Genomic DNA, 19,802 nt, shown 5'->3' on the forward strand with positions numbered 1-19,802 from the left:
CCGAATGATGAACGATCCCACGTCGCCCAAAAGGGACGCAGCAGAGACGGTCAATGCCGACGGCCTCCTCATCGAGGTGCGCGATGTCCGCAAGCACTATGATGCCGTGCATGCCCTGGGCGGCGTGGATTTTCATCTCAAACCCGGCGAGGTCGTTGGCCTTGTCGGTCACAACGGCGCCGGCAAGTCGACGCTGATGAACGTGCTGGCCGGCACCATCGAGCGCAGCAGCGGCAGCTTTCGCCTCGGCGGACGTGAGATCGGTGCCTGGAGTGCGGCCAGTGCCCAGCAGGCCGGTCTGCGCTGTATCTTCCAGGAACTGTCGCTCTGCGCCAATTTGACGTCGGCGGAAAACACCCGCATCGTGCACAGGTCCTTGCGTGGGTTGGGCTGGCGGCGGCGCGCGCGCCAGGTGATTGGTCCGGTGCTGGACGAGATCTTCCCTGGCCACGGCATCGATCTCGACAGGAAGGTCGCCGACCTGCCGATCGGCGAGCGACAGATGGTCGAGATCGCCCGCGCCTTCACGCAGACCAGCATCAAATTGCGCGCCGTCATTCTCGATGAGCCGACCTCGGCGCTCGGCCATGAGGCGACGGAACAACTGCTCGCCCACATTCGTCGTGCCGCAGGGCGTGGCATCGCCTGCATCCTGATCACCCATCGCCTCAACGAGATCCTCGCCGTCTGCGACCGCACCGTCGTCATGGTCGACGGCAAGGTCGTCGCCGAGCGGCCCACCGCCGGCCTGTCACGCGCCGCGCTGGTCGAGTTGATGGGAAGCATCGAACGGCCGCGTGAGCGCACGGCCGGCAAGGTGGCCTCGGTGCAAGCTCCGGTTATCCGGCATGCGGGTCGCGACACCACAGATCTGACCATCGACGTCGGCAAGGGTGAGGTCATCGGCTTCGCCGGGCTCGACGGCCACGGCCAGCGCGAGCGGCTGCGCGCGATGTTTTATGCCTCGCGCCGGCAACGCGAGGCCTTGCCGGGTGCCTATGTCGCCGGCGACCGCGGCTCGGAAGGCGTGTTTTCGCTGTGGTCTATCGCCGACAATCTGACCATCCGCAGCCTGAATGCACTGACGCGGGGCGGCATGATTTCAGGCGCCGCCGCCCGCAAGCTGGCCGAGACCTGGTCGAACAGGCTCAACGTCAAGGCGCCTTCGATCGACACGCCGATCCTGTCGCTGTCCGGCGGCAACCAGCAGAAGGTGCTGTTCGCCCGCGCGCTGTCGTCGGACGCCGAGGTGATCTTCCTCGACGATCCGATGCGCGGCGTCGATGTCGGCACCAAGCAGGAGGTCTACCGGCTGATCCGCGCGGAAGCCGAGAACGGACGCGCCTTCGTCTGGTACACAACCGAACTCGAAGAGCTGACCAATTGCGAGCGCATCTATGTCTTCCGCGAGGGCCGCGCCGTGACCAGGTTGGAAGGCGAGGCCATCGAGACCGGCCGTATCCTGCAGGCGTCGTTCGGAGGCGACCATGTCTGACGCGCCTGCCCGAGTTCCGGCCCGTTCTCCTTCCAATCCGCGCTCGGCCTTGCTCAATGCGATGCAGGTCGGCCTGCCGGCAATCGCGCTGCTGGTCATGCTGGCCATCATCTTCAGCATCCGCCCGGCGGCGATGAGCTATTTCGGCTTCCATCTGCTGTTCAAGCTCTCGGTGCCGCTGGTCTTTGCCGCACTGGCGCAGATGATGGTGATCATGCTGGGCGACATCGACCTGTCGAACGGCGCCTTTGTCGGGCTGATCACCTGCATCACGGCGCTCTATCTCGGGGATGCGCCGGCAATTGCGGCGCTGTGCTACCTGGTCCTGATCGCCGCCTATGCCGGCTTCGGCCTGCTTATTCATGCACGGCAATTGCCCTCGATCATCGTGACGCTGGGCATGTCCTTCATCTGGCTCGGCATCGCCGTCATCCTACTGCCGGCACCGGGTGGCTCGGCACCCGCATGGCTTGCCGCCTTCATGAGCTGGCAGCCGCCTTTGATGCCGCTGTCGATCTGGCTGGCGGCACTGGCGGCGCTTGCCGGCCATCTCGTCATCTCACGCTCCTCCTATGGCGTGGTGTTGCGCGGCGCAGGCGGCAATCCGCGCGCCGTCCAGCGCGCCGGCTGGTCCGTTGTCGGCATCCGCGTCGCTGTCTATGCCGCCGCCGGCCTGCTCGCCTGTCTGGCCGGGCTGACGCTGACCGGCCTCACCACATCGGGCGACGCCAATGTCGCGCCGGCCTATACGCTGCTCGGCGTCGGCGCGGTGATCCTCGGCGGTGGCGCTTTCACCGGTGGCGTCGTCTCGCCGGTCGGCACGGTGGTCGGCGCTCTGACGCTGTCGCTCGCGGGCTCGCTTTTGTCTTTCCTGCAGGTGCCGCCGACATGGCAGATCGGTGCCCAGGGCGTTATCCTGTTTCTCGTGCTGGCCGGGCGCGTGCTTTTGTCGGAGCGGGCGCGATGACCCGAAGATTGAGCCTCGCGCCGTGGACCTACGGCTTCATCGTGGCGCTCGCAATGTGGGTGGTGACATCAGCCTATTCCGGTATCGACAGCGCCGGCGCCACGCTCTCGGGGGCGCTCGCCTTCGGTGCCTTCAGCGTTGTGGTGGGAACCGGGCAGATGTTCGTCGTCGCCTCCGGGCCGGGCAATATCGACCTGTCCGTGCCATCCGTGCTGACGCTGGCCGCCTATGTATCGATAACGGTCATGCAAGGGTCCGACGGCATGCTGCTGCCTGGCCTGCTTGCAGCACTTGCCGTCGGCGCCGTCGCGGGTGCCGCTAACTTCCTTGCCATCGTCGCGCTCAGGCTGCCGCCGATCATCGCAACGCTCGCCTGGAGCTTCGTCTTCCAGTCGCTTGCCTTTAATCTCGGCGGCCAGGCGACACTGAAGCCGCCGGCCGGCCTTTCCCGGTTTACCTTGATGAACCTTGGCGGCGTCCAATTCATGCCGATCGCGGTGATGGTGCTGACGCTGGTCGCCATGGTCGTCCTCAAACGCACGGTCTGGGGCCGGCAATTGCTGGCCACCGGCCAGAGCGAACCGGCGGCGCGGCTCGCCGGCATCAACGTCGCCCGGGTGCGGTTGATTGCCTATATGCTGTGCGGCACGGCGGCAGCGCTCGCCGGCTTCCTGCTTGCCGGCTTCAGCGGCGGGGCAGCACTCAACATGGGTGACGCCTATCTGATGGAATCGATCGCCGTGGTGGTGCTTGGCGGCACCAGCGTCGCCGGTGGACAGGCCAACGCGGTAGGCATATGGGGGGCTGCGCTGTTCTTCAACCTGATGTCCACCATGCTCAACACCTTTGGCATCCAGGCAGGCGTGCGCTTCCTTTTGACCGGCGTGCTGATCATCCTGATCGTCGCTCTCGTGCCGAGGCCTCGCGTCAGATGACACCCGCCACCGATACGCTCGCCGGGCTGTTCGAAACAAAGGCAGTTTCCTTCGTCGACCTGACGCATCCGATGAAGCCCGGCATGCCGGTGTGGCCGACGCACCCGCATTACTGCCAGGAGATGGTGGAATCCTATGACCGCGGCGACGTCGCCTGCAACCATGCGTTGGCTATGAGCGAGCACACCGGCACGCATTTCGACGCGCCGGTCCATTTCATCCGCGGCGGTGCTGCCATCTCGGACATTCCGGTCGAGCGTTTCTTCGGCCGCATGGTGACGATCGATGCGCGGGACTGCGCGCCCCGGCAGGCGGTCGAGCCGGATTCTATCTTCGCTTTCGAGGCCGAACAGGGCTGCGTACGGCAGGGCGACGCCGTGTTCTTCCGTTTCGGCTGGGACCGGTTCTGGGACGATCCGGCCGCGTTTCTCGCCGACTGGCCCGGCCTGTCGCGGCAAGCAAGCGAATTGCTGGTCGAGCGCGGTGCGCGCATCGTCGGTTCGGACTGCCTGTCGATCGATTGTTTCGGCAGCGAGGATTTCCCGGCGCACAATACGTTGCTTTCAGCCGGCATCCTGATCGGCGAGAATTTCGCACGGCTTGGTGACTTGCCGCCTCGGTGCTTCCTGATCAGCTTGCCGCTGGCGATCGAAGGCGGCACCGGATCACCGCTGCGCGCCATCGCGCTGGTCGAGGGCTAAACCGGCTCAAGAGAAATCCAGCTGGACCTTGAGCGTGCGCTGAGGTTCCTTCTCGATCAGGTCGAAGGCGGCGCGCGCCTCCGTCGCCGCGAAGACCTGTGTGATCATGCCTTGCGGATCGAGCCGCTTGTCGGCCAGCCATTCGACGACGCGCGGCAACAGCCGGCGGTTCAGGCGCGAGCCGACGATGGTCAGTTCCTTGCGCACCACTTCCTGCTGGCTGAGGTTGGATGGGGCGTCCGAAAAGCCGAGCAGGCCGATGCGGCCCGCCGGGCTGGCCAGCCGGCAAGCCTCGTCAAGAAGTGCGGGAATGCCGGCGCCGTCAATGACCAGCGTCGGGCCAAGACCGTCATTTTCACCGCGCACCGCGGCCGGCACGGGATCGCGCACGGAGTGAATCACCCTGTCGGCGCCGAAGCGGAGCGCTCGCTCCAGGCGGGCTTCGTCGATATCGGCAACGATGCAGCGTGCGCCCTTGAGCTTGGCGACCTGCAGGACAGTGACGCCGACCGTGCCGGCGCCATAGATCAGCGCCGTGTCCTCGGGTCCGCAACCGGTACGATCAAGCACATTGGCGGCGATGGAAAACGGCTCGGCCAGTGCCGCCAGCCCAAACGGCATATCCCTTGGAACCGGTATGACATTTGCCGCCGGCACCGCCACGAAGGCGCGAAAACCGCCGTCGCGGTGAACGCCCATCACTTCGAGGTTGGCGCAGACATTGGAGCGGCCGACCCGGCAGGGATAGCAGTGGCCGCACGACACCACGGGATCGACCACCACGCGGTCTCCCACCGCTATGCCGGTCACATTGCGTCCGAGCGCTGTTACGGTGCCGGCGAATTCATGGCCGATGATGCGCGGATAGACGGCGAACGGATTGGAGCCGTGCAATATGTGAATGTCGGAGCCGCAGATGCCGGCACGGCTGACATGAACGACGACTTCGCCAGTGCCGGGCTCTGGCATGGCGCCCTGCCGGACTTCCAGCGACTGCGGTGCGCGAACGAGAACTTCAAGCATGGCCTCACCACTTGTATACTAGTCGACAAGTGGCTCAATCTCGCTGTGCCGTCAAGACGCAAGCGCTCATGGCGGCGGTAAGACGGCCTCTTACCTGACACGTTCCTTCACGAAATCGGGACGGGGGTCCGCTGAAACGCAAATGTGCCTGGCGACGGCAGTTCGGACTCCCAATGCGCTGTCCTGCCGATCTCCTCTCGAAGGGGTCGGCAGTTAAAATTTGTTGAATTCCATCAAAGAGGAAATGACTACCGCTTGCCTGCTTGTCGGACCATAAGACAGGCCGTGTGATCGGGCCTCGGCTGGCTTGCCGCACGGAAGGCGACCTTGCCTTTGAACGCGGACGCCCCACCTGGAATAGAGCAGCCGCTTGCATGACGGAATTGGCAATAGAATTGGAACAGCCTCAATTTGCCACCGAGCGCGACCCGAGGCTGAGATTGATCATCCCAATCATCGTCGCCATCGCCTTTCTGATGGAGCAGCTCGATTCCACCATCATCACCACCGCGATCCCCGCCATCGCACGCAGTCTCGACACGACGCCCGTCAGGCTGAACCTGGCGATCACCACCTACATTCTGACGCTGGCCGTATTCATTCCCGTCAGCGGCTGGTTCGCCGACAGGTTCGGTGCGCGAAAAGTGTTCGCGCTGGCGCTTTTCACCTTCACCCTCGGCTCGGCGCTGTGCGGCATGGCCAACAGTTTCGGCATGCTGCTGGCGATGCGCGCCCTGCAGGGGCTGGGCGGCGCCATGATGACGCCGGTCGGGCGGCTGATCCTGCTGCGCAGCTTCCCACGCAGCGGGCTGATCACCGCCATGACCTACACGACCTTGCCCGCCATCATGGGGCCTGTGATCGGGCCGCTGCTCGGCGGCCTGTTGACCACTTATGCCTCATGGCGCTGGATATTCTATGTCAACGTGCCATTCGGTTGCCTCGGCATTCTGGCGGCGCTGCGCTTCGTCGACGATTTCCGCGAGGAAGCGGTGCAACGCTTCGACTTTGCCGGGTTCCTGATGGTCGGATGCGGAGTCGCGCTGCTGCAGTTCGGACTGGAAAGCATCGGTAGGCCAATCATCTCCGTTTCGGCGACAGCGTTGGTGTTGGCCGCGGCGATCCTGCTGCTGCTCGCCTTCGGGCGCTATGCGCGCCGCGTCGTTGCACCGGCAGTCGATCTGACACTGTTTCGATTTCGCTCGTTCTGGGTCGGTACGCTCGCAGGCGGCCTGTGCCGCGTTGGCCTCAATGGCGTGCCTTTCCTGTTGCCGCTGATGCTGCAGGTCGGCTTTGGCATGAGCCCGGTCACCTCGGGCTCGCTGACATTCGTCGGCAGCTTCGGCGCCTTGCTCATTCGGCCGCTGCTGTCGCCGCTGTTGCGGCGCTTCGGTTTCAATGTCGTGCTGATCGGCAGCGCGGTGGTTGGTTCCGCCGCTGTCGGGGGCTTCGCCTTGATCGAAGCCGATACGCCGCACTGGATGATCGGCCTTTACGCCTTTGTCTTCGGGGTCATCCGGTCGGCGCAGTTCATGACCTCCAACACGCTTTCCTACGCCGACCTGCCGGCCGACAAGCTCAGCCGCGCCACCAGTCTCGGCGGCGTCCTGCAGCAACTCAGCGTTTCCCTGGGCGTTTCGATCGCCGCCATGGTGCTGGGCCTTGTCGCAGGAGAAACCCACATCGTGACAGCGGAACGCTTCCACCAGGTGTTCCTGCTGACCGCGGTCATCCCGTTGCTGTCCGTCCCCGGCTTCCTGTACCTGCGTGCCGAGGACGGCGTGCAGGTCAGCGGTCATGTTCGATCGGGTAATTCTCGCAAATGATGCCAGATGCATTCTGCGTTCAAAAAGGATTGCCTCGCCGGATCGGTCGATTATCATGAACGGCGATACCGTATGGCTGAGGGCAGCCCCACAGCGCTCTTGGCGGCGGATAGTGGGAAATGATCGCGCTGGCGAAACGGGAAAACGCGATGGTGTGGGTTAAGAAGCCTTCGGCTGACGAGAAGCTGGCCATGGCTGCCACTTGCGAGCGTTTCATCGCCGAGGTTCTGAAGCCTCGGTTCATCCACGGCCAGCCGAATCGGCTCGACCATCCGCTAGACATTTTCGGCAAGTGGCGAGGAAGCAAATACGGTTTCTCAGCGCGCTACCGTTCGGATGACGGTGAAGAATTCAACGCTCCCTTCGCCCGGCTCGATCATGTGGAGGAGCATCTCGCCGAGACCCGGTTCGACCTCATGTGGCACAGGCACACCGGAGCATGGGGGCGGCTGCATGCGACCGTTACGTTGGACGAAGCCCTGCGTCTCATCTCGGCTGACTCGAGGCTCCAGCCGCCACTATGAACCGCAAGAACAGCCGACCCCGTTTCGATGTCGATGCCCTGCGCGATCTTGTCGGCACCAAGGTGTACTCGCGCGGCGAGGCCTACTGGCGTGACGGGCTGGTGCAACTGCTGACCGTTGGGCCCAAGCGCGTGCTGGCGCAGGTTGCCGGCACGGAGGACTACCGTGTTGAACTGACGGGGCGTGGCGAGTCGGTCGACGGTTCGTGTTCCTGCCGCGCCTTCGGCGACTGGGGCTATTGCAAGCATTTGGTGGCGACGGCGCTGGCGGCAAACGCGATGGGCAGCGACACGGAAGCGCAAAGCATCGATGTGTTCACGCGTATACGCGAACATCTGGAAGGCAAGAACAAGGCGGCGCTTGTCGATATGATCATGGATGTCGTCGAGCGCGATCCTATCCTGTTGCGTAGGCTGGAAATGGCCACGCTGACTACGCAAGACGGCGACGAGGCGGCCATCGAGGCGCGTCTCGGCAAGATGATCGACGGCGCAACCGCCACGAATGGCTTCATAGATTACCGCGAGGCGCCCGACTGGGCCCAAGGTGTGGACGAGGCGCTCGATGTGATCGCCTCGGTCTCGAGCAAGCATGCGGGCATCGTTATACGGCTCGCTATGCGAGCCATCGATCGGATCGAGGCTGCCATCGAGGTCGTGGACGATTCCGATGGCCATTGCGCCCCACTTCTCGACCGGGCATGCGAAATTCACTGCAACGCTGTCTCGGAGGCGCCTTGCGAACCCTTGTCCCTGGCGCGTGACCTGTTCGCGCGCGAGATGAATGGTGGCTACGACACCTTCGGTGGCGCGGCTGAGCGCTATGGCGATATCCTCGGCGAGGAAGGATTGGCCGAATACCGTCGCCTGGCCAACGAAGCCTGGAATGAACTGCCCGCAACCGCCGGCAAGAATCGGATAGGTCACGGACTGTCCGGCGACCATTTCAGGCTGCAGGAAATCCTCGACTTCTTTGCTGACCGCGATGGCGACCTCGAGGCACGCATCGCCCTTCGCGCCAAGCATCTGTCCTCACAGCAAGCCTATCTGCAAGTCGCCAAATTCTGCCTCTCGCACGGTCGCGCCGAAGAGGCTTTGCGCAGGGCCGAGGACGGCCTGTGGGTGTTCGAGGATGATCGACCCGACGAGCGGCTCATTTCCTTTGTAGTCGACCTGCTGACCACGGCCGGTCGCGATGCGGACGCCGAAGCGCATCTGTGGCGCGCATTCGAGAAGGCACCGAGCTTCGGACTGTATCAACGGCTGTGCAAGACGGGCACGGCGACGCGCGATCGAGTAATCGAGCGCCTCCAGTCCAGGCTAGCGCGCGAGAAGCCGTCCGCCTGGCATTATCCGGCCGATCTGCTCATCAGCATCTTGATTGAGGAGAAGCAGTTTGATCTGGCGTGGGCGAACACGCGCGCACATGGCGCTTCCGAAGGACTGAAGGAAAAGCTCGCGCAGGTCAGTGAAGCCACGCATCCGCGCGAGGCACTGAAGATCTATGCGGAACGCGTAAACCAACTGGCCCAGTTTGGCGGTAACGGCGCCTATGCAGAAGCGTCAACCCTGATCGGCCGTATGGCCGGCCTGCGCGGCGCGTCCGAACATGCCGCGTATCTGGCGGATGTGAAAGACCGCTTCGGCCGCAAGCGCAATTTCATGAAACTGTTGGCCTGACATGCGGCGCGCGGCGATTGACGAGCAAAATCGCTACATGCTGGAACGCCAGCAGCAGTTCCGCGCGGCGGCGGATGTCGTCACCGATGCTTGGACGCGTTTTCGAGAGGTGGGGGCGGTGGCCGTTATCGGCTCTGTCGCGAAGCCGCTTTGGAAAGAGGTGCCGCGCTTCAGCGAATTCCGGCGCGCTCGGACCGAGGTCTGGCATGAATGTAGCGATCTCGACCTGGCGCTTTGGCTTGACTCGCAGGCTCGTCTAGGCGAACTGCGTCGCGCCGCCGCTCTTGCCCTGCGTGAGGCGTTTGAGAAGGGAACAGGGATCAGCGTTGCCGATCACCAGCTAGACGTTTTTCTGATCGAACCCGGCAGCGACAGATATCTGGGCCGGCTCTGCAAGTTCAGTCAGTGTCCGAAGGGAAAGCTCGACTGCCTGGTTCCCGGGTGTGGCGAGATCGCCTTCAACAAGTGCGTTGCCGACTTCACGCCGCATGCTGATCTGCTCGCCCCAGCTCAAGGCGCGATGCTCTACAAGCGTGGTGTCGGGCGGATGCGCTCCGCGCTTGACCTGCCGCAGACTGGCTGAAAGCCCGCAGGGCTGGGCGAGCCGCGCCTTCAGTGCTTCAGACGATCGTCTCATATGCGCGAATCGGGACGTTGCCTTGCGGAGGCGGGTGGCGTCTTGCGGAGGAAGTCTGCTTGGCGCGGGCAGTGTGTATACGGGCATACCTATATCCGCATGGGTTTTTCAATTAGGCTCGATGCTGTGTGAAAACGGGGAGCATCGATTGCGAGGATTTGCGGAAAGCGTGATGCAGGGGCCGCGGACCGTGGCCGAACAGGTCGCCAATGTCCTGCGCGAAGCGATTGCCAGTGGAACCATCAGGGCGGGCACGCCGCTGCGCCAGGATGAATTGGCCGAGCAGTTTGGCTTCAGCCGCATGCCAATTCGTGACGCCCTTCGCCAATTGGAAGCCGAAGGTATTGTTTCCATTCATCCCACAAAAGGCGCGCAGGTCGCCCGGATGGACGGCGCCGAGATCAGTGAAATCTACGCGCTACGCGAGCTGCTCGAAAGCGAGGCGCTCCGGCTTTCGGTACCCAGCCTCTCCGGCGCGAAGTTCGACGAGGCCGAACAGGTGCTCGACCAGATCGACGCGGAGCGCAATGTCGGCCGATGGGGTGCGCTGAACCGTGCCTTTCATCTGGCTCTCTACGATGCCTGTGGCAACCATCGATTGCTCGGCCTGATCGAGGCGCACCACAATGCCGCCGATCGCTACGTCCGCATCCTGCTGTCGAACCTGGACTATCGCAGCCGCTCGCAGACGGAGCATCGCGAGCTGCTGGCCGCCTGCCGGCGGCGCGACGGCGACAGGGCCATAAGCATTCTGAGGCAGCATCTTCGCGAAGGAAGCGAGACGCTGGTCCGCGCGATCAGGGAAGATGGCCTGTCGCGAGAATCCTGACGGCGTGGCTCATGGGCATGCGATGGGCTTCAGCCCTGCGCCGGCCTGCGTTCGACGATGTAGATGTGGTCGGCCGCCAGCACCACTTCGCCGCGCTGGTTGATCACCTCGCAGCGTTCGATCACCCGTCCCGCCCCCGGCCTCTTCGGGTCGTCTTCCCTGGCCGTAATTGTCGTGCGCGTCCGGATCGTGTCGCCGATGAACACCGGCTTGATGAAGCGCAGCCGGTCATAGCCATAGGAAAAGGCAACAGGATTGATGACGGTTGCCGTCAGCCCGATGCCGACCGAGAACACCAGCGTGCCGTGCGCGATGCGCTGGCCGAATGGCGTCGTCTTCATGAACTCGGCGTCCATGTGGTGCGGGAAGAAATCGCCGGTGTGGCCGGCATGGATGATGAAGTCGGTCTCGGTGATGGTGCGGCCGCTGGTCAGGCGCGACGCGCCAATCTCATAGTCTTCGAAATACTGAATCCGTTCCATCAGGGTCTTTCCGCAATCGGCGTCGCCGGTGCCGCACTCGACTGATACGCCGCCTCGACCAGCGCCATCGTGCTCCACGCGTCCTCGACCGGGCTGATCAGCGTAGCATCTTCTCCGGTGGCAAAACGCTGGACATTGGCCATGCGGCCGACGAAGGCGTCGGGAAACCACTCGCCGGCCAAGGGCACTGCGATCCAGTCCGTCCCGCCTTTCGGATAGATTTCCAGCACATCCGGCTCACCTGTGGGATAATCGAGGTTGAGACCCAACTTGAGATAGGCTGCTCCCTCGGTGCCGCAGATGCGGAACTCGCAGGCTTGGTGCCGGCGGCCGAACTTGTGGTCGTGGTTGATCGACAGCGCGCAGCGCACGGTGTTGCCATAGTCGAGAATGGCGCTGGTGCGCGTCTGCGCCACGGCATGGTTGGGATGGCCGAGCGTCTTGGCGTGCACGCCCTTGGGGTCGCCGAGCAATTGCCTGATCAGGTCGAGATAGTGGATCGAATGCATGGCGATCTCGACGCGCGGCGCCTTGAGCAGGAATTCCCAAAGCTGCCACGGTGTCGCCAGCGCCAGCCAGGCATCGAAGTCGACGATCTCGCCGAGCCAGCCCTTGCCGACGGCATCCTTGAGCGCCAGCATCATCGGCGCGAAGCGCAATTGGAAGTTCACCGCTGCGTGCAGCTTCCGGGCGCGGCAGATCTCGAGGATCGCGGTCGCCTCGGCAAGATTGCTGCCCATCGGCTTCTGGATCAGCGCCACCGCGCCATCAGGCAAGGACTTCAGCACATCGGCATGACGCGACGGCGGGGTGGCAAGGTCGAAGATCGCGCCCTCGACGGCAGCAGCTTCTTCGACCGACCCAAAGGCCGTCACGCCCCATTGGCTGGCCAGCTTTTCAGCCCTGGTATGATCAGGATCATAAAGCCCGGCAACCGGAAAGCCGGCCTTCCGGTAGGCCGGGAAATGCGCGTCGCCGACGATCGATCCGGCGCCGAAGGTGACGATCGGCCGGGGCTTGGAGGGTTTGGGCCAGGATTGAACGAGCAAGGCAGGGTCGAAACCGCCTTCAGTCATGATGGAAGACCTCGTCCATCTCGGCCCACCATTCGCCCTCCTTACGGGTCGCCAGGGGCTCCTGGCAAGGCATGCAGACCGCCCACCATTCCTGCGTCTTCGGATCGGCCGCCATCTTGGCCATGTCGGCTTCGTAGTCGCTGCCGTGGTATTCGAAGGTGCTGAACAGCACGTTCTCCGGCCGCTTCAGGTAGATCGAGTAGTTCTTGATGTTGCAGGCGGAGATCATGGCCAGCACGTCGGCCCAGACGGCGGCATGGAGGCGGACATACTCCTCGACCTTTTCCGGCTTCAGCCCCAGAACCATCCCCATCCGCTGCATGTCCGTCTCCTATTTCGTGATCGCCGTGGTGAATTCGGCGATGCTCATGGCCTTCACCGCGTCCCAGTCCCAATCGATGCCGATGCCCGGTTCGTCGGGCGCCAGCGCCTGGCCATCCTCGATGCGGAGGCGCTTGCCGGTTAACTGGTCGAGTTGCGGAATGTACTCGACATATCGGCCGTTCTGAACAGCGCAGGTCAGGCTGACATGCAGTTCCATCAGGAAATGCGGGCAGACCGGAATGTCGAAGGCCTCCGCCGCGTGCGCGATCTTGAGCCAGGGCGTGATGCCGCCGATGCGGCCGACATCGACCTGCACGATCGAGCAGGCGCCTTTCTGCATGTACTCGCGAAAATGGCGAATGGAGTAGAGCGACTCGCCGATGGCAATCGGCGTCGGCGTCGCGTTCGACAACCGCACATGCCCGTCGATGTCGTCGGCCGGCAGTGGCTCCTCGATCCAGGCGAGGTCGAGGTCGCGTAATCTTGCCGCGCGCCGGATCGCCTCGTCGACCGAAAACCCCTGATTGGCGTCGGTCATGATCTCGTAGCCGTCGCCGACCGCCTTGCGCACCGCCGACAGGCGCGCCAGATCTTCCGAGCCGTGCGGCCTGCCGATCTTCACCTTCGAGCCGCGAAAGCCCTTGGCCTTGGCGGCCAGCGCATCGTCGACCAGCGCCTGCGTCTCGATGTGCAGCCAGCCGCCTTCGGTCGTGTACAGCGGGCAGCGGTCCTTGGCGCCGCCAGCCAGCTTCCACAAAGGCAGGTTCTGCTTCTTGGCCCGCAGATCCCACAGTGCGGTATCGATGGCCGCAATCGCGATGGCCGTGATCGCTCCGATCGTGGTGGCATGGGTGGCGAATTCGAGATCGTGCCAGATCGCCTCGATCATATCGGGGTCGCGGCCGATCAGGCGCGGCACCAGATGGTCGGACAAAAGCCGCATCACCGACGAGCCGCCGGTGCCGATCGTGTAGCTGTAGCCAGTGCCGACCGCACCGTCGGAATCGGTGATGGTGACGATAGGCGTTTCCTGGCTGACGAAGCTCTGGATGGCGTCGGTGCGCTTGACCTTGGGCACAAGGTCCACCATCCGAAGGTCGACTTTCTCAATTTTGGCCATGCCGATCAGCTCCGCAATGTCTTTCCGGTCTCGGTTGCAAACAGGTGCGCCTGCGACATGTCGAGGCTCATGGCGACCCGCTCGCCCGGCCTCAATGGCCTCGGGTTCAGCATGCGCGACACCCAGTCCGTACCGTTGAATTCGACGAACACCAGCGTCTCGTTGCCGAGCGGTTCGGTCACCGTGATCGGCAGTTCGATCTGGTGGACGTCGGCCGCGCTACCGGAACTGATGCCATGGCCGGTCGGATAAATGTCGTCCGGCCGCAGCCCGAACACCACCTTGTCGCCGGTGGCGACATTGGCCTTGAACTGGCCGGGCAAGGGCAACTTCTCGCCGCTGGCAAAAACCATCTGGCCGTCATCGATCGTCGCCTCATGCAGGTTCATCGGCGGTGAGCCGATGAAGCCGGCAACGAAGCGGGTTGCCGGCCGCCGGAACACTTCGTCGGGCGTGCCCACCTGTTCGATATGGCCGTCGCGCATGATGACGATGCGGTCGGCCAGCGTCATCGCTTCGACCTGGTCGTGGGTGACGTAGATCACCGTCGACTGCACCTTGGCATGCAGCTTCTTGATCTCGGTGCGCATCTGCGTGCGCAATTTGGCGTCGAGATTGGAAAGCGGCTCGTCGAACAGGAAGACGTCAGGATCGCGCACGATGGCGCGGCCCATGGCGACGCGCTGGCGCTGGCCGCCGGACAGTTGTGAGGGGCGGCGATCAAGCAACGTGTCGAGGCCGAGGATGGCCGAGGCTTCGGCGACACGGCGGTCCATGTCTTCCTTGGCGGCACCGGCGATCTTCAGCGAGAAGCCGAGATTCTCGCGCACCGTCATGTGCGGATAGAGCGCGTAGGACTGGAACACCATCGAGATGTTGCGCGAGCGTGGCGGCAGGTCGTTGACGACGCGTCCGCCAATCTCGATCGAGCCGGCGCTGATCTCTTCCAGCCCTGCGATCATGCGCAGCGTCGTCGACTTGCCGCAGCCGGACGGGCCGACCAGCGCGATGAATTCGCGGTCGGCGATATCGAGATCGATGCCGTGCACGATCCCGATGTTGCCGTAGCGCTTGGTCAGCTTGGTGAGGGTAACGGTTGCCATGGTATCAGCCTTTCACCGCGCCGGAGGTCAGGCCGCCGACAAGGTGTTTCTGGACGACGTAGGTGAGGGTGAGCGCCGGGATGATCATCACCACGGCCAGCGCGCACATGCCGCGCCAATCGATGGTGAACTCGGCCGTGTAATCGAGCAGGCCGACCGGCAGCGTCTTGGCGCTCACCGAGCGGGTCAGCTGCGAGGCCAGCGCGAACTCGTTCCAGCAGGTCAGGAAGGCGAAGATCGCGGCCGACGCGATGCCCGGCCCGGCAAGCGGGAACTCGACCTGCCAGAACGCCTGCCAGCGCGTGCAGCCGTCGATCTGTGCCGCCTCCGCGAGGTCCTTGGGCACCTGGCGGAAGAAGCCGTCGATCAGCCAGATCGTGAATGGCACGTTGAGGGCGACATAGGCAAGGATCAGCCCGAAATGCGTATCGATGATGCCGAGCCGCACATAAAGGAAGAACAGTGGCAGCGAGAGCGCAATGCCCGGCACGGTGCGCGTCAGCATCAGGCCGAGGAAGACGCTCGATTTGCCGCGAAAACGATAGCGGGCGAACGCATAGCCGCCGGCCATGCCGATGGCCACCGCAATGACCGTCGAGGTCACCGAGATGATCAGTGAGTTGCGGAAGTACTCGATGACAGGGATGCCGCCCTTGCCGATGCCTGAGAACATGGCGACATAGGCGTCGAATGAAATCTCCTGCGGGATCCAGACAGGTGGCTTGGCCATGATCTCGACCGTCGGCCGTAGCGACGAGATGACGATCCACAGGCCCGGCAGGCAGATGGTCAGCATCGCCAGGAACAGGCCGATGCGATAGACGACGCCCAGCAGCCGGCGCTTCAGGCGGGCGGAAGAATTCTCGTCCATCACCACTCCGCACCGATCTGCGTGCGCGCCGCGGCGAGCTTGTTGAAGAAGTAGACGGTGAAGGCGATCGACAGCAGGATCGAGAAATAGGCCATGGCGTTGGCCATGCCCATGCGCCCGTCGCTGTAGGCGGTGCGGGCCACCAGGGTCCATAGCAGTTCGGTGCGGCCCGCCGGTCCGCCATCGGTCATGATCTTGACGATGTCATAGGCGCGCGCGACGTCGAGCGAGCGAATGGTCATGGCGATGTACGCGAAAGGCATGACGAACGGCCACGTCACATAGCGGAATGTCTGCCACGGCGTGCAGCCGTCGACCCGCGCCGCCTCGATCGGCTCCTTGGGCATGGCGAGCAGGCCGGCGAGGATCAGGATGGCGAAGATCGCCGTCGACGACCAGATCTCGGCGATCGAGATGGCGATGAAGGCGAGATGGCCCTCGATCAGCCACGGTATGGCGTCTTGCGTGATGCCGAGCGACTGCAGCGCATTGTTCACCAGTCCGATATTGTCGTTGAACATAAACTTGAACTGAAAGCCGACCAGGATCGGCGAAAACATCATCGGAAACATCATCAGCGTGCGCAGGATGCGCTGGCCGCGTGTCGCTTTCTCGACCAGCATGGCAAGCCCAAGGCCAAGCAGCATTTCGAGATTGAGCGCGATGGTCAGCAGCAGCACCGTGCGACCGAACGCCCACCAGAAATCAGTGTTGGACAGGATCGAAAGATAGTTCCGGATGCCGATGAAGACGTAGAACGTTTCGGGCCGCGTCAGGCGGAACGGCGTGAAGCTGGAGTAAAGGGACAACAGCAACGGCACAACGACAACCGCCGCCAGCACGATCATGGCCGGAAGCAGCAGCAGGAATGGCGCGGATGGCTTGAAGCCCTTCATCAGAATCCTTGAGGTGTTTGCATTTGGACGGCCGTGAGTGGGCCGGGGGCGATGGGTTAGCGTAAATCGCTGGCCGCGAAACACGATCGCCTCCCCCATTTCCGAAGGGGGAGGCAGCCTTGGGAGCCCGTTTCTAGAGCTTGCCGGCGTCCTGGAGGATTTGCGTCGCCTTGGCGGCCGCATCGTCCAGTGCCTGCTTGGAGGTCTTGTCACCGAGGATCGCCGCCTGCAATTCGGGATAGACGGCGTTCGAGATCTCGATCCATTCAGGCGTCTGCGGCACGGCAAACGCGTGCTTGGCCTCTTCCTGGAAGGCGGTAAGAACCTCCTTCTTGTAAGGATCGTTTTCGGCCTGCTTCAAATCCCAGTCCCACACCGCGCTGCGGGTCGGCAGCGGGCCTGCGGCGGCCTCGAGCTTCTGGCTGTCTTCGTTGGTCAGCCACCACACCAGGGAAGCCGCGGCCTCCTTGTTGGGGCAATTCTCGGTCACCGAGAAGCCATGGAAACCTGACCAGCCGGTGCGTTTGCCGGACGAGCCCTTCGGCGCGACTTTCACGCCGACATTGCCGGCGACCTTCGACGACTTCGGATCGTTGAAGAAGCCAGCCCAGCCCGGCCAGTCCAGGTTGATGGCGACGGTGCCGGACGCAAAGCCCTGGCCGAGATCGTCCCAGAGATAGTTGGTGGTTCCGGCCGGTACGGCCTTGGCCTTGTAGAGGTTGACGAACCAGTCGAGCGCCCGGATGCCGGCCTCGGAATTGAAGACCGGCTTGCCGTCCTTGTCGAGATACTCGCCGCCTTCAGCGACAACCATCTCGTAGAAGCGGCCGTTGATCGCCTCTTCCTTGCCGGCGAACTGCGTGCCGTAGAAATTGGGTGGGTTGGCGAAGAACTGGGCCTGGTCGGTCACTTCCTTCCAGGTGTCCGGCGGCACCAAATCATAGCCGTACTTCGCCTTGAACTTGGTCTTGTTGTCGGCGTTCTCGTACAGGCTCTTCTGGTAGTAGAGCGCCGAAACGTCGAACTGCGCACGCGGCAGCATCTCCAGCTTGCCGTCGATGGTTGCGGACGTGATCGTCGACGGCACGAAAGCGTCGATCTCTTCCTTGGGCAGCAATTTGCTGAGGTCGGTGTAAAGGCCCGTATATTGCGGCGCAAAGGACGAATGGTTCCAGCCGACGCACCAGTTGGTGCTGCCCGAGGCGATGTCGGACTTGAGCTCCTTGTCGATGTCGAAGCCGTTCTTCTTGGTCAGGATGTTGACCTTGGCGCCGGTCGCCTTCTCCCATTCGGGAATGCGCTCGTAGAGCTTTTCATATTGCTGGCCGCCGATCAGCTTCACGTCGACGGTCACGCCTTCGAACTTGCCGGGCAGGTCGCCGGCAAGGGCAGCGCCCGCACCTGACGCGAGCAACAATGCACCGGCGCACACGCCGGACAGCAGTCTGTTCATTGGTATCCTCCCTTGGTGCCGCCTCCGCGGCGACCGCAACTCGTCTGATGACAAGAAGTGCTACATTCATATACAAACAAAACATTCATAGACACGTCAAGGCGAAATTTGTTTCCGCCGCGCAAGTTCCTGCGTATATGAAGGGTGAAATTCACTGGAGGATGAGCCCATGGACGACAGCGAAGACGAGCGCTATCGCGCGCCGGCGCTCGACAAGGGGCTCGATATCCTTGAACTGCTGGCGGGCGTCGACGGCGGCCTGACCCAGGCAGAAATCGCCAAGAAACTCGACCGCAGCCCCAACGAATTCTACCGTATGCTCGACCGGCTGGTGCGGCGCGGCTATGTCACCAGGCTCGACGGCGACCGCTATTCGCTGACGCTCAAGCTGTTCGGTCTGGCACAGTTGCACGCGCCGGTTCGGCGGCTGGTCTCCTATGCGACGCCGCTGATGCGTGAGCTTGCCGAGACATCGCAGCAGGCCAACCAACTCGTTGTTTTTGATCGCGGTTCTGCCGTCGTCATCGGCCAGCAAGAAGCACCGAACTACTGGGGCATATCGATCCGGGTCGGCTCCCATATCAGTCTGTTCGACACCGGCTCGGGACATGTGCTGCTCGCTTTCCGCTCACCGGAAGAGCGCCAGATGATGATTTCCGAACACGTCCGCAGCACCGACAAGACGGCGCAATCGACCGAGTTCTTCACCCGTCTCGACCAGATCCGCGACCGTGGCTACGAGATGATGGCCTCGATGCAGACAGCCGGCGTCTTCAACCTGTCCGCCCCGGTGCGCAGTTCCGACGGCAAGGCGATCGCCGCGCTGTCGATTCCCTACATCACGGTGGTCAACGCGCCTTCCGCGCCCGACATCACCAGGACGATCGAACTGTTGCTGGCAACGTGTGAAAAGCTGTCGCACCTTGCTGGATCAGCAGTCGGCTCATCGGTGTGAATTCTTATTTGAATGAAGAATTCCCCCGTGAGATGATTTGAAAAGCCAGAGGGAGGAGCCTCACCATGATCATCGATACCCATCTTCACCTGATCGATCGCTCGGCCCTGCGCTATCCCTGGCTCGCCGGCGTGCCGGCGCTCAACCGCGATTTCTCCTATGAGGAATACGCCGTGGAGGCGCAGCGTGTCGGCGTAGGGCGTGTGCTGCATATGGAGGTCGATGTCGATGCGGCCGACATCGAAGCCGAGACCGCTCGTGTGGAAGGACTGTCACGGCAGTCCGGCAGCATGCTGGCCGGGGTGATCGCGTCCTGCCGTCCTGAGGAAGGGGACTTCGCGGCCTATCTCGAACGGCAGCGGGCAAACCCGTTCGTAAAAGGCTTTCGCCGCGTCCTCCACGTCGTGCCCGACGAGCTCTCGGAAGGTGCGGTGTTTCGCGCCAGCATCAAGCGGCTTGGCGGCACCGGCCTGACCTTCGATCTCGTCGTGCTGCCGCACCAGATCCCCAAGGCGATTGCGCTGGCCGACCCGGCGCCCGATGTGACGTTCGTCCTCGATCACTGCGGCGTACCCGACATCAAGGGCGGAGCCGAACATCCATGGCGCGAGCATATGAGCGAGATCGCGCGGCGCCCGAATGTCATGGCCAAGATATCCGGCGTCGTCGCCTATGCCGATGCCGGCAGCTGGACGGTCGAGACGCTGCGGCCGTACGTCGAGCACACTATCAGTTCATTCGGCTGGGACCGCGTCGTCTGGGGCAGCGACTGGCCGGTCTGCACGCTAGGCGGCGGCCTGTCGACCTGGGTGGCGGCGACCCATGCATTGCTCTCGGGCTGCAGCATTGCCGAGCGCGACAGGCTGTTGTCCGACAATGCCCGCAAGCTGTGGCGGCTCGACTGAC

Annotated in this window: 20 protein-coding genes; 11 read left to right on the forward strand and 9 right to left on the reverse strand. The window is 63.3% G+C overall.

Going from position 1 to position 19,802, the window contains the following annotated elements; all coding sequences use genetic code 11:
- Positions 1–4: 4 nt before the first annotated feature.
- The 4 genes from NKH95_RS02175 (at position 5) to NKH95_RS02190 (ending at position 4,098) form a co-directional block, all read left to right on the forward strand.
- Positions 5–1,495: a sugar ABC transporter ATP-binding protein gene (locus NKH95_RS02175; protein ID WP_023808881.1), complete on the forward strand. Its 1,491-nt coding sequence runs from the start codon at positions 5–7 to the stop codon at positions 1,493–1,495.
- Between the two features lie 61 nt (positions 1,496–1,556).
- On the forward strand, positions 1,557–2,462 hold the full coding sequence (locus tag NKH95_RS02180) for an ABC transporter permease (protein ID WP_352440117.1): 906 nt from the start codon (positions 1,557–1,559) through the stop codon (positions 2,460–2,462).
- A complete protein-coding gene (locus NKH95_RS02185; RefSeq protein WP_023808879.1) occupies positions 2,459–3,397 on the forward strand; it encodes an ABC transporter permease in 939 nt (312 codons plus the stop codon). The genes NKH95_RS02180 and NKH95_RS02185 overlap by 4 nt, the downstream gene beginning before the upstream one ends.
- Positions 3,394–4,098, forward strand: a complete 705-nt coding sequence (locus NKH95_RS02190) for a cyclase family protein (RefSeq protein WP_023808878.1) — start codon at positions 3,394–3,396, stop codon at positions 4,096–4,098. Before NKH95_RS02185 ends, NKH95_RS02190 begins: the two co-directional genes overlap by 4 nt.
- Positions 4,099–4,104: 6 nt before the next feature.
- Here the strand turns inward: NKH95_RS02190 and NKH95_RS02195 are convergent, their stop codons facing one another.
- Positions 4,105–5,121: a Zn-dependent oxidoreductase gene (locus tag NKH95_RS02195; RefSeq protein WP_128302346.1), complete on the reverse strand. Its 1,017-nt coding sequence runs from the start codon at positions 5,119–5,121 to the stop codon at positions 4,105–4,107.
- Between the two features lie 374 nt (positions 5,122–5,495).
- On the opposite strand from NKH95_RS02195, the gene NKH95_RS02200 reads away from it, so the two are divergent.
- The 5 genes from NKH95_RS02200 (at position 5,496) to NKH95_RS02220 (ending at position 10,616) form a co-directional block, all read left to right on the forward strand.
- Positions 5,496–6,947 carry a DHA2 family efflux MFS transporter permease subunit gene (locus tag NKH95_RS02200; RefSeq protein ID WP_128302347.1) on the forward strand — a complete coding sequence of 484 codons (1,452 nt, stop codon included), beginning with the start codon at positions 5,496–5,498 and terminating at the stop codon, positions 6,945–6,947.
- 119 nt (positions 6,948–7,066) lie between these two features.
- A complete protein-coding gene (locus NKH95_RS02205; RefSeq protein ID WP_245490483.1) occupies positions 7,067–7,471 on the forward strand; it encodes a DUF3024 domain-containing protein in 405 nt (134 codons plus the stop codon).
- A complete protein-coding gene (locus NKH95_RS02210) occupies positions 7,468–9,150 on the forward strand; it encodes an SWIM zinc finger family protein (RefSeq protein WP_023808874.1) in 1,683 nt (560 codons plus the stop codon). Before NKH95_RS02205 ends, NKH95_RS02210 begins: the two co-directional genes overlap by 4 nt.
- 1 nt (position 9,151) lies before the next feature.
- On the forward strand, positions 9,152–9,733 hold the full coding sequence (locus NKH95_RS02215; RefSeq protein ID WP_352890907.1) for a hypothetical protein: 582 nt from the start codon (positions 9,152–9,154) through the stop codon (positions 9,731–9,733).
- Positions 9,734–9,977: 244 nt separating this feature from the next.
- Positions 9,978–10,616 (forward strand): GntR family transcriptional regulator, encoded by a 639-nt coding sequence (locus NKH95_RS02220; protein WP_502895155.1) that lies wholly within the window; start codon positions 9,978–9,980, stop codon positions 10,614–10,616.
- A gap of 29 nt (positions 10,617–10,645) precedes the next feature.
- Here the strand turns inward: NKH95_RS02220 and NKH95_RS02225 are convergent, their stop codons facing one another.
- The 8 genes from NKH95_RS02225 to NKH95_RS02260 all read right to left on the reverse strand — a co-directional run bounded on the left by NKH95_RS02225 (position 10,646) and on the right by NKH95_RS02260 (position 17,941).
- A complete protein-coding gene (locus NKH95_RS02225; RefSeq protein ID WP_502895156.1) occupies positions 10,646–11,098 on the reverse strand; it encodes a MaoC/PaaZ C-terminal domain-containing protein in 453 nt (150 codons plus the stop codon).
- A complete protein-coding gene (locus tag NKH95_RS02230; RefSeq protein WP_352890909.1) occupies positions 11,098–12,174 on the reverse strand; it encodes a Gfo/Idh/MocA family protein in 1,077 nt (358 codons plus the stop codon). The genes NKH95_RS02225 and NKH95_RS02230 overlap by 1 nt, the downstream gene beginning before the upstream one ends.
- Positions 12,167–12,496: an L-rhamnose mutarotase gene (locus tag NKH95_RS02235; RefSeq protein WP_352890911.1), complete on the reverse strand. Its 330-nt coding sequence runs from the start codon at positions 12,494–12,496 to the stop codon at positions 12,167–12,169. The genes NKH95_RS02230 and NKH95_RS02235 overlap by 8 nt, the downstream gene beginning before the upstream one ends.
- Before the next feature lie 9 nt (positions 12,497–12,505).
- Positions 12,506–13,618: a mandelate racemase/muconate lactonizing enzyme family protein gene (locus tag NKH95_RS02240; RefSeq protein ID WP_352890913.1), complete on the reverse strand. Its 1,113-nt coding sequence runs from the start codon at positions 13,616–13,618 to the stop codon at positions 12,506–12,508.
- A 5-nt stretch (positions 13,619–13,623) separates the two neighbouring features.
- The gene (locus tag NKH95_RS02245; RefSeq protein WP_352890915.1) at positions 13,624–14,721 is read right to left on the reverse strand and encodes an ABC transporter ATP-binding protein; all 1,098 of its coding nucleotides are present in this window, start codon (positions 14,719–14,721) and stop codon (positions 13,624–13,626) included.
- Positions 14,722–14,725: 4 nt separating this feature from the next.
- The gene (locus NKH95_RS02250; protein WP_352673941.1) at positions 14,726–15,592 is read right to left on the reverse strand and encodes a carbohydrate ABC transporter permease; all 867 of its coding nucleotides are present in this window, start codon (positions 15,590–15,592) and stop codon (positions 14,726–14,728) included.
- A complete protein-coding gene (locus tag NKH95_RS02255; RefSeq protein ID WP_023808865.1) occupies positions 15,592–16,488 on the reverse strand; it encodes a carbohydrate ABC transporter permease in 897 nt (298 codons plus the stop codon). The genes NKH95_RS02250 and NKH95_RS02255 overlap by 1 nt, the downstream gene beginning before the upstream one ends.
- A gap of 133 nt (positions 16,489–16,621) precedes the next feature.
- A complete protein-coding gene (locus NKH95_RS02260; protein WP_352440088.1) occupies positions 16,622–17,941 on the reverse strand; it encodes an ABC transporter substrate-binding protein in 1,320 nt (439 codons plus the stop codon).
- A gap of 169 nt (positions 17,942–18,110) precedes the next feature.
- Here NKH95_RS02260 and NKH95_RS02265 point away from each other — a divergent pair, with 169 nt between their 5' ends.
- Positions 18,111–18,896 (forward strand): IclR family transcriptional regulator, encoded by a 786-nt coding sequence (locus tag NKH95_RS02265; RefSeq protein ID WP_023808863.1) that lies wholly within the window; start codon positions 18,111–18,113, stop codon positions 18,894–18,896.
- 65 nt (positions 18,897–18,961) lie between these two features.
- The gene (locus tag NKH95_RS02270; protein ID WP_352890918.1) at positions 18,962–19,801 is read left to right on the forward strand and encodes an amidohydrolase family protein; all 840 of its coding nucleotides are present in this window, start codon (positions 18,962–18,964) and stop codon (positions 19,799–19,801) included.
- Position 19,802 lies beyond the last annotated feature (1 nt).

It is taken from the genome of Mesorhizobium sp. M0848, from assembly GCF_040319805.1.
Taxonomy (GTDB): domain Bacteria; phylum Pseudomonadota; class Alphaproteobacteria; order Rhizobiales; family Rhizobiaceae; genus Mesorhizobium.

Excerpts from the sequence above, each read along its gene's own strand:
- NKH95_RS02175 (WP_023808881.1), top strand. The coding sequence starts at position 5 with ATGATGAACGATCCCACGTCGCCCAAAAGGGACGCAGCAGAGACGGTC.
- NKH95_RS02180 (WP_352440117.1), top strand. The coding sequence starts at position 1,557 with ATGCAGGTCGGCCTGCCGGCAATCGCGCTGCTGGTCATGCTGGCCATC.
- NKH95_RS02185 (WP_023808879.1), top strand. The coding sequence starts at position 2,459 with ATGACCCGAAGATTGAGCCTCGCGCCGTGGACCTACGGCTTCATCGTG.
- NKH95_RS02190 (WP_023808878.1), top strand. The coding sequence starts at position 3,394 with ATGACACCCGCCACCGATACGCTCGCCGGGCTGTTCGAAACAAAGGCA.
- NKH95_RS02195 (WP_128302346.1), bottom strand. The coding sequence starts at position 5,121 with ATGCTTGAAGTTCTCGTTCGCGCACCGCAGTCGCTGGAAGTCCGGCAG.
- NKH95_RS02200 (WP_128302347.1), top strand. The coding sequence starts at position 5,496 with ATGACGGAATTGGCAATAGAATTGGAACAGCCTCAATTTGCCACCGAG.
- NKH95_RS02205 (WP_245490483.1), top strand. The coding sequence starts at position 7,067 with ATGATCGCGCTGGCGAAACGGGAAAACGCGATGGTGTGGGTTAAGAAG.
- NKH95_RS02210 (WP_023808874.1), top strand. The coding sequence starts at position 7,468 with ATGAACCGCAAGAACAGCCGACCCCGTTTCGATGTCGATGCCCTGCGC.
- NKH95_RS02215 (WP_352890907.1), top strand. The coding sequence starts at position 9,152 with ATGCGGCGCGCGGCGATTGACGAGCAAAATCGCTACATGCTGGAACGC.
- NKH95_RS02225 (WP_502895156.1), bottom strand. The coding sequence starts at position 11,098 with ATGGAACGGATTCAGTATTTCGAAGACTATGAGATTGGCGCGTCGCGC.
- NKH95_RS02230 (WP_352890909.1), bottom strand. The coding sequence starts at position 12,174 with ATGACTGAAGGCGGTTTCGACCCTGCCTTGCTCGTTCAATCCTGGCCC.
- NKH95_RS02235 (WP_352890911.1), bottom strand. The coding sequence starts at position 12,496 with ATGCAGCGGATGGGGATGGTTCTGGGGCTGAAGCCGGAAAAGGTCGAG.
- NKH95_RS02240 (WP_352890913.1), bottom strand. The coding sequence starts at position 13,618 with ATGGCCAAAATTGAGAAAGTCGACCTTCGGATGGTGGACCTTGTGCCC.
- NKH95_RS02245 (WP_352890915.1), bottom strand. The coding sequence starts at position 14,721 with ATGGCAACCGTTACCCTCACCAAGCTGACCAAGCGCTACGGCAACATC.
- NKH95_RS02250 (WP_352673941.1), bottom strand. The coding sequence starts at position 15,592 with ATGGACGAGAATTCTTCCGCCCGCCTGAAGCGCCGGCTGCTGGGCGTC.
- NKH95_RS02255 (WP_023808865.1), bottom strand. The coding sequence starts at position 16,488 with ATGAAGGGCTTCAAGCCATCCGCGCCATTCCTGCTGCTGCTTCCGGCC.
- NKH95_RS02260 (WP_352440088.1), bottom strand. The coding sequence starts at position 17,941 with ATGAACAGACTGCTGTCCGGCGTGTGCGCCGGTGCATTGTTGCTCGCG.
- NKH95_RS02265 (WP_023808863.1), top strand. The coding sequence starts at position 18,111 with ATGGACGACAGCGAAGACGAGCGCTATCGCGCGCCGGCGCTCGACAAG.
- NKH95_RS02270 (WP_352890918.1), top strand. The coding sequence starts at position 18,962 with ATGATCATCGATACCCATCTTCACCTGATCGATCGCTCGGCCCTGCGC.